The following is a 15,184-nucleotide window of genomic DNA, read 5'->3' on the forward strand; positions in this document are numbered from 1 at the left end:
GCGCGTCCCCTTCGGCACAAGGACTGTCCCCGTCTCATGCATCTCGTCATCGTCGAGAGCCCGGCGAAAGCCAAGACCATCAACAAGTACCTGGGATCGGATTTCCAGGTGCTGGCGTCCTATGGGCACATCCGCGACCTGCCTGCCAAAGACGGCTCGGTACGGCCCGACGAGGACTTCGCCATGGACTGGACGGTCGACGGCAAGTCCGAGCGCCACATCAAGGAGATCGTCTCCGCCGCCCGGACCGCCGACACCGTCTTCCTCGCAACCGACCCCGATCGCGAGGGCGAGGCCATTTCCTGGCACGTTCTGGAGGAATTGCGCCGCCGCCGGGTGCTGAAGGACACCGACGTCAAGCGCGTGACCTTCAACGCCATCACCAAATCGGCGGTGATGGACGCCATCGCCAACCCGCGCGACCTGGACCAGGAACTGATCGAGGCCTATCTGGCCCGCCGCGCACTGGACTACCTGGTGGGCTTCACCCTGTCGCCGGTGCTGTGGCGCAAGCTGCCGGGCTCGCGGTCGGCCGGGCGCGTGCAGTCCGTCGCCCTGCGGCTGGTCTGCGAGCGGGAAGCCGAGATCGAGCGCTTCGTGCCGCAGGAGTACTGGACGGTCGACGTCGCGCTGAAAAACAAGGACGGCCAGCCGTTCTCGGGCCGCCTCACGCACCTGGACGGCCAGAAGCTGGACAAGTTCGGGCTGAAGGACGAAGCCTCGGCCACTGCCGCCAAGGCCGCCATCGAGGCCGGCGCCTTCAAGGTTGCCCAGGTCGAACGCAAGCAGACCCGCCGCAACCCGGCGCCGCCGTTCACGACCTCCACCCTTCAGCAGGAAGCCAGCCGGAAGCTGCATTTCTCGGCCAAGCAGACCATGCAGACCGCCCAGCGCCTGTACGAGGGCGTGGACATCGGCGGCGAGACGGTGGGCCTGATCACCTACATGCGGACCGACGGCGTGCAGATGGCGCCCGAGGCGATCGAGAGCGCGCGCGGCTACATCGGCCGCGAGTTCGGCAAGGACTACCTGCCCGGCAAGGCGCGGGAGTACAAGACCAAGGCCAAGAACGCCCAGGAAGCGCACGAGGCCATCCGCCCCACCGAGATCATGCGCCACCCCTCCACCGTGGCCCGCACGCTGGACCGCGACCAGTTCCGGCTCTACGAGCTGATCTGGAAGCGCACCGTCGCCAGCCAGATGGAAAGCGCGGTGATGGACCAGGTGGCGGTCGACATGACCGACGGCTCGGGCAAGACGACGCTGCGCGCCAACGGCTCGGTCATCCGCTTCGACGGGTTCCTGAAGCTCTACCGCGAGGACCGCGACGACGACGCCGAGGACGAAAGCAGCCGCATCCTGCCGCCACTCAACGAGAACGATCCGGTGGAGCGCGGCAAGGTGACGCCCGAGCAGCACTTCACCCAACCGCCGCCGCGCTACACGGAAGCATCGCTGGTCAAGAAGATGGAAGAGCTGGGCATCGGCCGGCCGTCCACCTACGCCAGCGTGCTCGCCGTGCTGCAGGACCGCGATTACGTGAAGCTGGAACAGCGCCGCTTCGTGCCCGAGGACCGGGGGCGCGTGGTGACGGCGTTCCTGGAAAGCTTCTTCAACCGCTACGTCCAGTACAACTTCACCGCCGACCTGGAAAACCAGCTCGACGACATTTCCGGCGGCCGGGCGGACTGGAAGGAAGTGCTGCGCCTGTTCTGGCAGGACTTCAAGGCAGCGGTCGAGGACATCCAGGGCCTGCGCGTCTCCGACGTGCTGGACGCCCTGGACAAGGACCTGGGCCCGCACCTGTTCCCGAGCCGTGAGGACGGCACGGATCCGCGCGTCTGCCCCTCGTGTTCCGACGGGCGGCTGTCACTGAAGCTGGGCAAGTTCGGCGCCTTCATCGGCTGCTCCAACTATCCGGAATGCCGCTACACCCGCCAGCTGGCCGAAAGCGCCGGCGACCCCAAGGAGGAACAGGCGGGCCTGGCGGAAGGCCCCAAGCTGCTCGGCCAGGACCCGGAGACGGGCAAGGACGTGACGCTGCGCAAGGGCCCCTACGGCGTCTACGTGCAATTGGGCGAGCCCGAGGGCGAGGGCAAGCAGAAGACCAAGCCCAAGCGCGCCAGCCTGCCGCGCGGCATGGACCCCGCCGACGTCGACCTGGAAAAGGCGCTCAAGCTGCTGGCCCTGCCGCGCGAGATCGGCCCGCACCCGGAAACCGGCGAGCCCATCCTGGCCGGCCTCGGGCGCTTCGGCCCCTACCTCAAGCACGGCGATGCCTACAAGTCGATCGGCAAGGACGACGACGTGCTGGAGATCGGCCTGAACCGCGCCGTGGTGCTGCTGGCCGAGGCCAAGACGCGCAAGACCGCCAAGCCGCTCAAGACCCTGGGCAAGCACCCCGACGACGAGGGGGAGATCACCCTGCACGAGGGCCGCTACGGTCCCTATGTCCAGCACGCCAAGACCCGCGCCACCCTGCCCAAGGGCAAGGACCCGGAATCGGTGACGCTGGACGAGGCGGTTGAGATGATCAACGCCAAGGCGGCCAAGGGCGGCAAGAAGCCCGCCGCCAAGAAGGCGCCGGCGAAGAAGACCACCTCGGCGGCCAAGAAGGCCGAGGGCGAGGAGGCTGCGCCGAAGAAGGCTCCGGCCAAGAAGGCGCCCGCCAAGAAGACGACGGCGGCCAAGAAGACCTCATCGACCGCGAAAAAGACCACGTCGACGGCCAAGAAGGCCCCGGCGCGCAAGAAGACGGGCACGGACGAATAGGCCGCGCGAGGCGTTGACCTCTCGGAGCCGTGCCCACTTCATGACCAGATAAAGGACCCGGATTGACAAAGCCGAAGCAGCCCGCCCCTCTGCCCACCAAGGACCAGGTGCTGGAGTTCATCAACGAGAGCCCCGGCAAGGTGGGCAAGCGCGAGATCGCGCGGGCATTCCACATCGGCAGCCAGGACCGGGTGCACCTCAAGAAGATCCTCAAGGACCTGGCCGAGGAAGGCGCCATCGAACGCGGCCACAAGCGCCAGTTCCACCGCCCCGGCGCCCTGCCCGAGGTGCTGGTGGTGGAGGTCATCGCCATCGACCCGGAAGGCGGGCTGGTCGCCAAGCCCGTCACCTGGACGCAGGAGGACACGCCGCCGCGCATCCTGCTCACCGACCGCAAGAGCCAGGCCATGGGCCGGGGCGACCGCGCCCTGGTGCGCGTGCGCCGCATCCGCGACGACCTGTACGAAGGCAAGCTGATCAAGCGCCTGGCCGGCGCACCGAACCAGGTGCTGGGCGTCTACGAGGCGGGACCCGAGGGCGGGCGCCTGGTCCCCACCAGCAAGCGCGAAAAGACCGAGTACCTGGTGCCGGCGAACGACACCATGGGCGCCGAGCCCGGAGAGATCGTGCTGGCCGAGGTCATGCCCGGTCGCCGGCTGGGCCTGCGCCTGGCCAAGGTGGTGGAGCGCCTGGGCCACACCGGCCAGGCCAAGTCCGTCAGCCTGATCTGCATCCACGAGAACGACATCCCCGTCGAGTTCCCGCCCGAGGCCCTGAAGCAGGCCGAGGAGGCCGAGGCCGCGACGCTGGGCCGGCGTGAGGACCTGCGCGCCATCCCCTTCGTCACCATCGACGGCGAGGATGCGCGCGATTTCGACGACGCCGTCTTCGCCGAGCCCGACGATGCCGAGGACAACCCCGGCGGCTTCCGCATGATGGTCGCCATCGCCGACGTCGCCCACTACGTCCGCCCCGGCGATCCGCTGGACCGCGCGGCGTTCGAGCGCGGCAACAGCGTCTACTTCCCCGACCGCGTCGTGCCCATGCTGCCGGAAGCCCTGTCCAACGGCTGGTGTTCGCTGCGGCCCAACGAGGACCGGCCGGTCATGGCGGTGCGCATGCGCATCGACCGCCACGGCAACAAGCTGGACCACGCCTTCACACGCGGCATGATCCGCTCCAGCGCGCGGCTGACCTACACGCAGGTTCAGAACGCCATGGACGGCATGGCCGACGAATTCACCGGCCCGCTGGTGGACCCGGTTCTGAAGCCGCTCTACGGCGCCTTCCACGCCCTGGCCGAGGCCCGCAACCGGCGCGGCACCCTGGACCTGGACATCCCCGAACGCCGCATCCTGGTGGACGACGAGGGCCAGGTGACCGGCGTCGTCATCCGTCCGCGCTTCGACAGCCACCGCCTGATCGAGGAATTCATGATCCTCGCCAACGTCTGCGCGGCGGAGGAACTGGAGAAGCACGACACGCCCTGCATGTACCGCGTCCACGACGAACCGGCGCCGGAACGCCTCCAGGCCCTGCGCGAGTTCCTCGACAGCATGGACCTGACGCTGACCACCGGCACCATCAAGCCCCACCACTTCAACAAGATCCTGGAGTCGGTAAAGGGCAGCCCCGACGAGATCATCGTCAACGAGGTGGTGCTGCGCAGCCAGGCGCAGGCCGTCTACAGCCCCGAGAACCTGGGCCACTTCGGCCTCGGCCTGCGGCGCTATGCCCACTTCACCTCGCCCATCCGCCGCTACTCCGACCTTGTGGTCCACCGGGGCCTGATCCGGGCGCTGGGCCTGGGCAAGGACGGCCTGACGGACGAGGAGATGGAGCGCATGGAGCCCATCGGCGAGCACATCTCCATCACCGAACGCCGCGCCGCCACCGCCGAGCGCGACGCGACGGACCGCTTCGCCGCCGCCTGGCTCGCCAACCACGTGGGCTCGCTGTTCTCGGGCCGCATCCGGGGCGTGAACCGCTTCGGCCTGTTCGTGGAACTGTCGGAAACCGGGGCGAGCGGGCTGGTGCCCATCTCCACCCTGCCCGACGACTACTACATGCACGACGAGGCCCAGCATGCCCTCATCGGCCGCAAGTCGCGGCGAACCTACCGGCTGGGCGACCTGGTGACGGCGCAGCTCATGGAAGCCAGCCCGCTGACCGGCGGCATGCTGTTCCACATCGTCGAGGAAAAGGGCCACGCCGGCGTGCGCAAGCCGGGCGAGACGGTCGACGCCGAAACCGGCGCCCGCAAGCCCGCCGTCAGCGTCGGGCGCCAGCGCCGGGTGAAGGCGGCCAAGGACACGCGGCGCGTCAAGGTGGCCGGCCGTGCCACCGCCAAGGGAAAGAAGCCGGGCAAGGGTGGCAAAGTAAGCCGAAAGACCAAGCACTGACCCGGCGCCAGCCAACTCACACGGCCTAAATCGCCGGCCGCCTTCACGGTTTCTCAACTTTGCCGCGGGCATGATGGAACAGTGAACGGGGGATCCGGCGCATTCCCTTCTTGTAAGGCTGCCCCACCGCATGTTTCTATGACATCGGTGCGAGGGAAAGGGTATGGCTTAGGCCGCATGAGCATCCGCAAGAAACTGTCCCGCCCAGCTTCCGGCCTTCATCGCGCGGTCCTTCTGGTGGCCGCTCTGACGGCCGCCGCCTGCGCACCCAGCGAGGGCCCGCGCCCCGCCGGTGCCGCCGGCCCCGTTTCGGCCGCCATTCCCGCCGCCTCCGCGCGGCCCGCCGCCGCCTTCCCCAATCACGATGCCGAGCGCGTGTTCGCCTACGGCTTCAGCGCCATCACCGGCCGCTACATCAATGACGTCAGCGCGGGCGACCTGGCGCTGGAGGGCCTGCGCGGCCTCGGCGGCATCGACCCGGCGCTGATCGCCGACACCACCGCCGACGGCCGGGTGGAGCTGCGCGCCACCGGCGGCGTCGTCGCGTCGCGTCCCGCACCCGCCACCGACGACGCCCGCGCCTGGGCCCGCGCCGTCGCCGACATGGTGGCCGACGCCCGCCGCGTCTCGCCGCCGCTTGCCGCCGCCGACAGCGAAGCGGTCTACCAGGCGGTCTTCGACTCGGCGCTAAGCTCGCTCGACATGTTCTCGCGCTACGCCGGCGCCGAGGAGGCCCGCGACCACCGCGCCAACCGCAACGGCTTCGGCGGCATCGGCATCCGCTACGTGCGCGACGACGCGGGGCTGGAGGTGCGCGACGTGTTCGACGAGGCGCCGTCCAGCGGCCTGCTGTTCGTCGGCGACGTCATCACCGCCGTCAACGGCATCGACCTGGGCGGGCTGGAGACCACGCAGGTCAAGAAGATGCTGCGCGGCCCCATCGACAGCACGCTGACCCTCACAGTCTCCCGTCCCGGCATCGCCCAGCCGGTGCGCGTGCCCATCCGCCGCGACCTTGTGGTGCCCCGGACCGTGACGCTGGCGACCGAGGGCGACAGCGCCATCATCCGCATCTCCAGCTTCAACCAGCGCACGGCCGAAAGCGTGCAGAAGGCCGTCGCCCAGGCCCGCGCGGAACTGGGCCCGAACCTGCGCGGGCTGGTGCTCGACCTGCGCGGCAATCCCGGCGGCCTGCTGGACCAGGCGGTGGAGGTTTCGGACCTGTTCATCGACGACGGCCCCATTCTCTCCACCCGCGGCCGCCACCCGGAAAGCCGCCAGTACTACAATGCGCGGCACGGCGACATCGCCGCCGGCCTGCCCATGGTGGTGCTGGTGGACGGACGCTCGGCCTCCTCGGCGGAGATCGTCTCGGCGGCCCTCCAGGACCAGGGCCGGGCCGTGGTCGTCGGCACCACGTCCTACGGCAAGGGCACCGTGCAGACGGTGGTGCGCCTGCCCAACGACGGCGAGATGACGCTGACGTGGTCGCGCTTCCACAGCCCGTCGGGGTATGCCCTGCACGGCCTGGGTGTCATGCCGTCGCTCTGCACCGCCTACGGCAACATCGGCGATGGCAGCGACGCCGTGGCACTGGCCGACGCCTCGGCGGCGCTGATGGCCGAGGAAGGCGAGACCGACGCCTCCGAGGGCGGCTTCATCAATGCCACCCATACCGACGCCGCCAGCGACGGCAACGAGCTTGGCCGGAGCGTGGAGCAGCTTCTGCGCGCCCAGGCGGACGTCGACGCGATGGTGCCCACCCAGTACGCGCAATGGCGCTCCACGCCCCTGGAAGACACCGAGGGCCGCCGCAAGCTGCGCACCAACTGCCCGCCCAAGAGCCACGCCGGCAACGAGGTCGACCTGGCCCTGGGCGAACGCCTGGTGCGCGAGCCCGCCCTGTACCGCTGGGCGCTGGGCCTGACGGCGGATCACGTCACCGCGCGGCGGTAGAGCGAGCGCTGCCGCGCTTGGGGCCAGCCCCAAACCCCGCCGGGGTCGGAAGCCCCCGGTCCCCCACTTCTCCAAGGCAGGGGCCGCTGAACGCCGCGTCCGTCCTGCCGCAGCCAAGTGAAACGGGAGCGCGAGGAGCCGTGCTCCTCGCAAAAACCCACGCGCGCCAGCGCGAGCGCCGTCAGCCGCCGCCGGGTTTCACCGCGCGGTGGCGTTCGGCGCGCACGGCTTCGGCGGTGCGGGCGAAGTCGGCGCTGTGGACCAGGCGCTCCAGCGACACCGTGAGGCGGCGCTGCCAGTTGGGGTATTCGTCGACGGTGCCCGGGACGTTCACCTGGCTTTCCTCCATGGCGAGGTCGTCCAGGTTGACCAGCATCAGCCGCGACGGGGCCCGCGCCAGGAAGCGATGGACCCCGAGGATCAATTCGCGCAGGTCGTCGCCGGGAACGTGTTCGTCCTCGGGGAAATCCTCGCGCACCAGTCCCTGGTCCTTAAGCGCCGCCACCAGCAGCGCGCGGTCTTTGGCGCGTGCCTCCATTTCCTCCTCGCGCGAGGTGCCGGGTCCGACCAGATTGCGGTCGTGGCGCAGTGCGATGTCCCAGCAGCGCCAATGGCCGACGATGGTGAACAGGTCGTGCGAGGTGGGCGTGGCGACGGCCAGGTCCGGGTAGGCCTCGGGCCGCTTGAACAGGCCGCCGTCGTACCGCTCGAAATAGAACAGGCGGTAGGACAGCACGTCCTCCTGCGCCATGCGCTCGCGGAAACCGTCAGGCACGGTGCCCAGGTCCTCGCCGATGACCATGCAGCAGTTGCGGTGGCTTTCCAGGGCCAGGATGCCCAGCAGGTCCTCCATGGGATAGCTGACGTAAGTGCCCTGTTTGGCGCTCACCCCCGGCGGAATCCAGTACAGGTGCTGCAACGCCATGGCGTGGTCCATGCGCAGGGCCCCGGCATGGCGCATGTTGGCGCGCACCATCTCGATGAAGGGACCGTAGCCCATCTCCCGCAGCTTGAGCGGGTTGAGCGGCGGCATGCCCCAGTCCTGGCCGCCGTGGGCCAGTTCGTCGGGCGGCGCGCCGACGCGGGCGCCGACGGCATAGACGCCGGGGTCCATCCAGGTGTCGGCGCCTTCGGTGTCCACGCCCACCGCCAGGTCGCGATAGAGGCCGATGGTGGGGCCGCCGGCGGCGTCCTTCAGCGTCCCGGCTGCCTCGGCCAGTTGCCGGTCGGCCTCGAACTGGAGCCACAGGTGATAGTTGACCCGCTCCATGTGTTCGGACGCGAAGGCCAGGACCGGCTTGCCGGCCGGGTTCAGGTATTCCTCCGGCCACTGGTGCCAGGGGGTGCCGTCGAAGTGCTCGTGCAGCGTCATGAAAACGGCGAAGCGGTGCAGGCGGTAGCCGCCCTCGTCCAGGAAGGCCTGGTAGGCGGCGACGCGCGGGTGGTCGGCCGGCAGGGTGCGGAAATGCTTGTGCAGGACGCGCAGGATCTCGTGCTTGAGCGCGGAGACGGCGGCGTAGTCCACGTCCTCGGCCTTGCGCGCGGCATCCAGGCGGTCGCGGAAGGCGGTGTCGGCCATCAGCGCCTTGGCGTCCATGCTGTCGGCCGCCTCCGGCACGGCCTGCACGTCTATATAAAGCGGATTGAGGAACAGCCGGCTGGACGGGCTGTAGGGGCTGATGTGCAGCGGATTGGCCGGAAACAGGCTGTGCAGCGGGTTCAGCCCGACCACATGGCCGCCGTTCTGCGCCACCCCCTGGGCCAGCGTGCGCAGGCTGGAGAAATCGCCCATGCCCCAGTCGATGTCGCTGCGCACGGAATAAAGCTGGCAGGCCACGCCCCAGGCGCGATTGCCGTTCAGGGCGGCGTGCGGCGTGTAGCAGGCGGTGGGGCAGACGATCACGTTGCCCTCCGCCGCCACGGCGCCGTCGGCGTCGATCAGGCGCAGGGTGTGGTAGCCATGCGCCATGTGCGAGGGCAGTGGCAGGCTGCGGCGCTCGTAGGCGATGCCGCCGATCTCCGCCTCGTCCATGGTCGCCAGGTCGCCGGGGTCGGCGACGCCCGTCATCTCCAGGCCGTCCTCCTGGATCAGGACCCAGCTGTAGACGACGTCGCGCCGGTCGCGGCGATGGGTGAGCGTGGTGGCGAGTTGCTCGCCGGTGGTGCGCAGAACGGTGGCCGGCGGCAGCAGGCGGCCCCAGTCGCGGCGCTCCAGGTCATCGAGGCTGCGGGACGCCTCGTCGGTATCGGAAGCCGGCACGCCCAGGGCGGCCAGAAGCGCCCTGATGTCGGCCTCGTCCGCCTCGTGCCGGTTGCCGAAGATGTCGTGATAGGCCGGCTCGATTCCTGCCTTCTCGGCCAGGCGTGCCAGCGTGTCGACGTACTCCATATCGGTTCCCTCGCCTGTCGTTCCGAAGGTGTCCCCTCCGGGACGGTAATGCCGTTTTCTCAAGTCTCAACGCACCGGGAGGCGTCTCACGCTCGCCGGTCGGTCGTTCGCCGCCCCGTCCGTCCGCGCGCGCCCCGCCTCTCTTGCGTGAAGACCGCCATGGCGTGCGGCCCCAGCGGGTAGACCTCGGCGGCGTCCACCACCTTGCGCGGCCCTTCCACGCCTGCGCGCATGGTGTCGAACAGGCGCACCCAGGGTCCGCCGTAGGCCTCGGACGGCAGGCGGAACGCCATGGGGTCGATGCCGGCGTTCATCAGCACGACCACCTGGTCCTTGTGGCCGGCGTGCGCCGCCCCGTCGCCCACATCGCCCAGGTGAAAGCCGAAGCAGCGCAGCATGGGGGCGTTCCAGTCGGCGGGCGTCATCTCCTGCCCCGCCGGCGACAGCCAGGTGATGTCCTTCACCGGCCCGTTCTCGCCCAGAAGAGCGCCCTTGAAAAAGTTTTTGCGGCGGAACGCCGGGTTCGCGCGGCGCAGGTGTACCAGCATCCGTGCGAACGCGAGGAAGTCCATGTCCTCGTCACGCCCGAGCGACCAGTCGATCCAGCCGATCTCGTTGTCCTGGCAATAGGCGTTGTTGTTGCCGCGCTGGCTGTTGCCCAGTTCGTCGCCGCCCAGGATCATGGGCACGCCCTGGCTGAGCAGCAGGGTGGCAAGCAGGTTGCGCTTCTGGCGGTAGCGCAGGTCCAGCACGTCGGGGTCGTTGGTCGCGCCCTCAACGCCGCAGTTCCACGAGATGTTGTTGTCGGTGCCGTCGCGGTTGTTCTCGCCGTTGGCCTCGTTGTGCTTGGCGTTGTAGCTGACCAGGTCGGCCAGGGTGAAGCCGTCGTGGGCGGTGATGAAGTTGATGGACGCCGTCGGGCCGCGCCGGCTGTAGATGTCGCTCGACCCCGCCACGCGCGTCGCCACCGCCGGCCCCTGGCCGGGATCGGAGCGCCAGAAGGATCGGATGTTGTTGCGGAAGCCGTCGTTCCACTCGCGCCAGCCGGGCGGGAAACTGCCGACGCGATAGCCGGCGGGGCCGATGTCCCACGGCTCGGCGATCAGCTTGACCCCGTTGAGCACCGGGTCCTGGCGCACCGCGGCCATGAACGGGTGGTTGGCGTCGAATCCGTGGATGTCGCGCCCCATCGCCGGCGCCAGGTCGAAGCGGAACCCGTCGACGCGCATCACCTCCGCCCAGTGGCGCAAGGAGTCCATGACCATTTGCAGCACGCGCGGGTGCGTCAGGTTCATGGTGTTGCCGCAGCCCGAGTGGTTCTCGTAGTAGCGGGGATTTTCCGGCACCAGGTGGTAGTAGCTGGCGTTGTCGAACCCGCGCAGGCTGATGGTCGGGCCCAGCTCGTTGCCCTCGCAGGTGTGGTTGTAGACCACGTCCAGAATGACCTCGAGCCCCGCTTCGTGGAAGCGGGACACCATGGTCTTCACCTCGTCCAGGTTGCCCGACGACAGCAGGCGCGGGGCCGGCGCGAAGAAGTTGTAGGGGTTGTAGCCCCAGTAGTTGGTCTTGCCCAGCTCCACCAGGTGCGGCTCGTCGGCATAGGCGTAGATGGGCAGAAGCTCCACAGACGTGACGCCCAGGTCCACCAGATGGCCGATCAGCGGCTCCGACGCGAGGCCCGCGAGCGTGCCGCGGATGGGGGCCGGGACGTCGGGGTGCAGCATGGTGGCGCCGCGCGGGTGCAGCTCGTAGACGATGGTTTCCGTCCACGGCATGCGCGGGCGGCGGATGCGCTCGTTCCAGGGGAAGGCGTCGTTGACCACCACGCCCTTGGGGATGGAGCGCGCGCTGTCGCGCCGGTCGAAGGACAGGTCCCCGCGCGAACTGCCCAGACGGTAGGCATAGCACGACGGCGTCCACTTCACCTCGCCGGACAGGGCGCGGGCATAGGGGTCGACCAGCAGCTTGTTGGGATTGAACCGCATGCCGCGCGGCGGGTCATAGGGGCCGTGGACGCGGTAGCCGTAAAGCTGGCCGGGCATGAGGTCGGGAATGTAGCCGTGCCACACCGCGTCGGTGCGCTCGGGCAGGCGGATGCGTTCCTGCTCGCGCCGGCCGCTGGGGTCGAACAGGCACAGCTCCACCGCCTCGGCGTTTTCCGAGAAGACGGCGAAGTTGACGCCATGGCCGTCCCACGTCGCGCCCAGGGGATAGGGTGCGCCGGGTTGCAGGGATCGGCGGTGCGGGTGGCTCATGGTCCGTCCTTGGCAGGCGGCGCGGCGGCAGCGGCGATGGCAGTGCCCGCGGATGGTGCGGGCCCGGAGCGGCAAAAGACGGCGGAACGGCCGGGCGCCGGCACCACGCTAACCCTCCCTGGTGCCGGCGCGGGCGGCGCCGCGTCAGGTCTCGCCGGTGGTGGTGGGCTTCTTGGCGGGGCCGGCCTTGCCGGCGGACTTGGGCGTGGGAGCCTTGCGCTGTTTCGGCCCGGCGGTCCCGGCGGCGGCGGTCTTCTTCGCGGCGGTGGTGCCGGTCTTGGCGCGCGTCTTGGTGGCGCTGGCGGCGGTGGCCTTGCCGCCGGCCTTGGCGGCCTTGGCGGGGCTCCTCTTCGGCGCGGGCGTGCCGGCGGCGGGCGACTCGGCAACGGCCTCGGCGGCGCGGGTGGCGCGCTTGCGGGCGGTCGGCTGGGCCTCGTCGGCGGCGGGCGCCTCGGTGGCCATCACCTCCTTCTCGGCCATGTACCAGAACTCGTCGTTGCGGTCCTCGGGGCAACCATGAGCCTCCCACAGCTCATAGGCCCGGCGCCGAATCGCATCTTCCAGAGAGGGCATGTGCGTCACCTTTCCTGTGTTCCGCCTGGGCATTCCCGGTAATCCACGGCTCACGCAGCCGCGGGGTTCACTCTACACGCAACGGTGGGGCCGGAAAACATGCGACGGCGCACGGGGTTGCCCGGCGGGCGCACGGTAAGCGTTTGAAAACGCTCAAGCTTCTTCAAAAGCATCGAAGCGAAACGGAAATTTCATTGAAGATCATATGGTTATGCGCGCCGGACCCAAACGAAAACCGCCGCCCCGGTGGCCGGGGCGGCGGTATCCGTGTCAGCCGGCGAAGGCCTGAAGGATCACTTCAGGGTCTTCATGTAGGCGATGACGTTCTGACGGTCGTCTTCCGGCTTCAGCTTGAAGGTCATCTTCGAGCGGGCCGAGGAGTCGCCGGAGACCTCACGCAGGTGGGCGGTGGGGTCTTCCAGGTAGGCCATCAGGTTGGCGTCGTCCCAGGTCATGCCGGCGTCGACGGCGGCCTGGAAGCCCTTGGAATACTTGAAGCCTTCCGCGGTACCGGGAGCACGCTCGGTGACGCCGAACAGGTTGGGGCCGACCTTGTTGGCGCCGCCTTCCTCGAAGGTGTGGCAGGCGATGCAGCGCTTGGCGATCTTCTCGCCGGCGGCGACATCCTGAGCGGCGGCGCCGGTGGCGGAAACGCCCAGCGCGGCCAGGGCCATGCCGGCCATCACGATGGTCTTCTTCATTCCCGAACTCCTTCCGAATGCTTTAATGCATTAACACGTTCGTCTGCGAGACGCCCCCGGCGCGACGCCGCGGACTCCGTGATGAATGGATGATGAACGGCGCAAACCGTACCGGGAAACCGCAAAAGACACAAGGTTGCCGCCTGCCCCGTTTGATCGTAACTGCGCCGAGTCGGCCTCATCCGATCGGTACCGTCGCCCACGAATGTGGCGCCTTCGTGGTCGGGCGCCGCCGTAAAATCTTCGTGATTGCGTGATCCCATGCCTTTCGCGGGGCGTAGACCTGCAGGAAGATCAGCCGTCGAGGCGCGCCGCAACGGGGCCCGGACCTGCACGCGGGGCGCGAGGAAGTCGGCGACGGATAAACTTGACAAATTCAATCGGGTTTTTATAGCCTGGAAGCGTTAAAAACAAGGATACGAGAGTTGGGACCGCGCGTGCGCATGGCAAAGAAGGCCGGACCCGGAGACGGGCGACGAACGGTCGGCGGCGGCGGTGAATAGGACCGGGATCTGTTAGTCTGGCGAAGAGGTGGAGCCATGGCGTCCAATCTTTCCTTACCGGTCATCGCGTCGGAGGACGGCCTCGCGCGGTACATGGAGACGATCAAGCGGTATCCGCTGCTGACGGCCGAGCAGGAAGTCATGCTCGCCGAGCGGTATCGCGATCACGACGACGAAGAGGCCGCCCACCTGATGGTGACCAGCCACCTGCGACTGGTGGCCAAGATCGCCATGGGCTACCGCTACTACGGTCTGCCGGTGTCCGACCTGATCGCCGAGGGCAACCTGGGCCTCATGCGCGCCGTCAAGAAGTTCGAGCCGGACAAGGGGTTCCGGCTGGCGACCTACGCCATGTGGTGGATCAAGGCCAGCATCAACGAGTACGTGCTGAATTCGTGGTCGCTGGTGAAGGTCGGCACCGTGGCGGCGCAGAAGAAGCTGTTCTTCAACCTCCGCCGCCTCAAGGCCAAGCTGGGCGTCTACGAGGAAGGCGACATGAGCCTGGAGAACGCCCGCGCCATCGCCGAGGAGCTGCGCGTCAACGAGTCCGACGTGGTCGACATGAACCGCCGCCTGTCGCGCCAGGACTCCAGCCTCAACACGCCCGTCGGCGAGGACGGAGACCTGCAGCGCCAGGACCTGCTGGTGGACGAGGTGCCCAACCAGGAAACCATGCTGGCCGAGGCCGAGGAACGCCGCCTGGGCCGCCGCCTGCTCAAGGACGCGCTGGAGCACCTGAACGACCGCGAGCGCCACATCATCATGCAGCGCCGCCTCAAGAGCCAGCCGACGACGCTGGAGGAACTGGGCAAGCACTACGGCATCTCGCGCGAGCGGGTGCGCCAGATCGAGAACCGCGCCTTCACGAAGCTCCAGACGGCCGTGAAGACCGCCGCCGAGGCATTGGAAGGCCGGGGCGCCGCCGTCAGCATCCCAATCTGACCGGCCGCCGTGCCGTCACACAAGGGGCGTCCCGCACGGGGCGCCCCTTTTTCGTGCCGTTTTTTCAAGCGGCCTCGGACAGTGTCGTGAGCGGAAGCGGCTTCTGCCTCAATCGTGTGCGGCGCAGCGACAGCCTTTTGCACTATTTTTGTGCACGTGAAACCTGTCCGGTGAACCTGCACAATTTTAGCCCACCCTAAGCCGCTGGTTTTCCTCCCGTTTCCCGCCTTCTGTCCGGTTGGCACGGTCCTTGAAGACACAAGGGCCTGAGCGTCCCGTGCCACACGGCGACTGGGGGCGAATGGGCGCGGCCTTGGCTGCGCGATCCATGGAGGGAAAACCGATGAAGCTAGTGATGGCGATCATCAAGCCGTTCAAGCTCGACGAGGTCCGGGAGGCGCTGACGCCACTGGGCATCCAGGGCCTGACGGTCAGCGAGGTCAAGGGCTTCGGCCGCCAGAAGGGCCAGACCGAGATCTACCGCGGCGCCGAATACGTCGTGAACTTCCTGCCCAAGGTGAAGCTGGAAGTCGCGGTCAACGACGACATGGTCGACCGCGTCGTCGAGGCCATCCAGACCGCCGCGAACACCGGAAAGATCGGCGACGGCAAGATCTTCGTGCTCGACCTGCAGAAGGCCGTGCGAATCCGCACCGGCGAAGCCGACCTCGAAGCGCTCTGACCGACACAG

At 68.5% G+C, this 15,184-nt stretch carries 9 protein-coding genes; 5 read left to right on the forward strand and 4 right to left on the reverse strand.

Annotation, left to right across the window (positions count from 1 at the left end; genetic code table 11):
- The first annotated feature begins 36 nt into the window (after window positions 1-36).
- The 3 genes from topA (at window position 37) to LG334_RS17760 (ending at window position 7,130) form a co-directional block, all read left to right on the forward strand.
- Window positions 37-2,772, forward strand: a complete 2,736-nt coding sequence (gene topA, locus LG334_RS17750) for a type I DNA topoisomerase (protein WP_404379988.1) — start codon at window positions 37-39, stop codon at window positions 2,770-2,772.
- Window positions 2,773-2,834: 62 nt separating this feature from the next.
- Complete coding sequence (gene rnr / locus LG334_RS17755; protein ID WP_404379990.1) at window positions 2,835-5,174, forward strand: ribonuclease R; 2,340 nt, start codon at window positions 2,835-2,837, stop codon at window positions 5,172-5,174.
- 177 nt (window positions 5,175-5,351) lie between these two features.
- Window positions 5,352-7,130 carry a S41 family peptidase gene (locus tag LG334_RS17760; RefSeq protein ID WP_404379993.1) on the forward strand — a complete coding sequence of 593 codons (1,779 nt, stop codon included), beginning with the start codon at window positions 5,352-5,354 and terminating at the stop codon, window positions 7,128-7,130.
- A 181-nt stretch (window positions 7,131-7,311) separates the two neighbouring features.
- Here the strand turns inward: LG334_RS17760 and malQ are convergent, their stop codons facing one another.
- The 4 genes from malQ to LG334_RS17780 all read right to left on the reverse strand — a co-directional run bounded on the left by malQ (window position 7,312) and on the right by LG334_RS17780 (window position 13,048).
- On the reverse strand, window positions 7,312-9,519 hold the full coding sequence (malQ, locus tag LG334_RS17765; protein ID WP_404379995.1) for a 4-alpha-glucanotransferase: 2,208 nt from the start codon (window positions 9,517-9,519) through the stop codon (window positions 7,312-7,314).
- A gap of 86 nt (window positions 9,520-9,605) precedes the next feature.
- Entirely contained in the window at window positions 9,606-11,774 is a 2,169-nt protein-coding gene (gene glgX, locus LG334_RS17770; protein WP_404379997.1) for a glycogen debranching protein GlgX, read from the reverse strand.
- 144 nt (window positions 11,775-11,918) lie between these two features.
- On the reverse strand, window positions 11,919-12,347 hold the full coding sequence (locus tag LG334_RS17775; protein ID WP_404379999.1) for a DUF2934 domain-containing protein: 429 nt from the start codon (window positions 12,345-12,347) through the stop codon (window positions 11,919-11,921).
- A 293-nt stretch (window positions 12,348-12,640) separates the two neighbouring features.
- On the reverse strand, window positions 12,641-13,048 hold the full coding sequence (locus LG334_RS17780; protein ID WP_404380001.1) for a c-type cytochrome: 408 nt from the start codon (window positions 13,046-13,048) through the stop codon (window positions 12,641-12,643).
- 539 nt (window positions 13,049-13,587) lie between these two features.
- On the opposite strand from LG334_RS17780, the gene rpoH reads away from it, so the two are divergent.
- Both rpoH and glnK read left to right on the forward strand, forming a co-directional pair.
- Window positions 13,588-14,493, forward strand: coding sequence for an RNA polymerase sigma factor RpoH (gene rpoH / locus LG334_RS17785; RefSeq protein ID WP_404380003.1), 906 nt, complete (start codon window positions 13,588-13,590; stop codon window positions 14,491-14,493).
- Between the two features lie 343 nt (window positions 14,494-14,836).
- Window positions 14,837-15,175, forward strand: a complete 339-nt coding sequence (gene glnK / locus LG334_RS17790; protein WP_009538486.1) for a P-II family nitrogen regulator — start codon at window positions 14,837-14,839, stop codon at window positions 15,173-15,175.
- Window positions 15,176-15,184 lie beyond the last annotated feature (9 nt).

This window comes from Caenispirillum salinarum, assembly GCF_044803115.1.
In the GTDB taxonomy this organism is placed as follows: Bacteria; Pseudomonadota; Alphaproteobacteria; order Rhodospirillales; family Rhodospirillaceae; genus Caenispirillum; species Caenispirillum salinarum_A.

What these genes read in the sequence shown, in the direction of transcription:
- topA (WP_404379988.1), top strand. Translation starts at nt 37, where the DNA reads ATGCATCTCGTCATCGTCGAGAGCCCGGCGAAAGCCAAGACCATCAAC.
- LG334_RS17760 (WP_404379993.1), top strand. Translation starts at nt 5,352, where the DNA reads ATGAGCATCCGCAAGAAACTGTCCCGCCCAGCTTCCGGCCTTCATCGC.
- malQ (WP_404379995.1), bottom strand. Translation starts at nt 9,519, where the DNA reads ATGGAGTACGTCGACACGCTGGCACGCCTGGCCGAGAAGGCAGGAATC.
- glgX (WP_404379997.1), bottom strand. Translation starts at nt 11,774, where the DNA reads ATGAGCCACCCGCACCGCCGATCCCTGCAACCCGGCGCACCCTATCCC.
- LG334_RS17775 (WP_404379999.1), bottom strand. Translation starts at nt 12,347, where the DNA reads ATGCCCTCTCTGGAAGATGCGATTCGGCGCCGGGCCTATGAGCTGTGG.
- LG334_RS17780 (WP_404380001.1), bottom strand. Translation starts at nt 13,048, where the DNA reads ATGAAGAAGACCATCGTGATGGCCGGCATGGCCCTGGCCGCGCTGGGC.
- rpoH (WP_404380003.1), top strand. Translation starts at nt 13,588, where the DNA reads ATGGCGTCCAATCTTTCCTTACCGGTCATCGCGTCGGAGGACGGCCTC.
- glnK (WP_009538486.1), top strand. Translation starts at nt 14,837, where the DNA reads ATGAAGCTAGTGATGGCGATCATCAAGCCGTTCAAGCTCGACGAGGTC.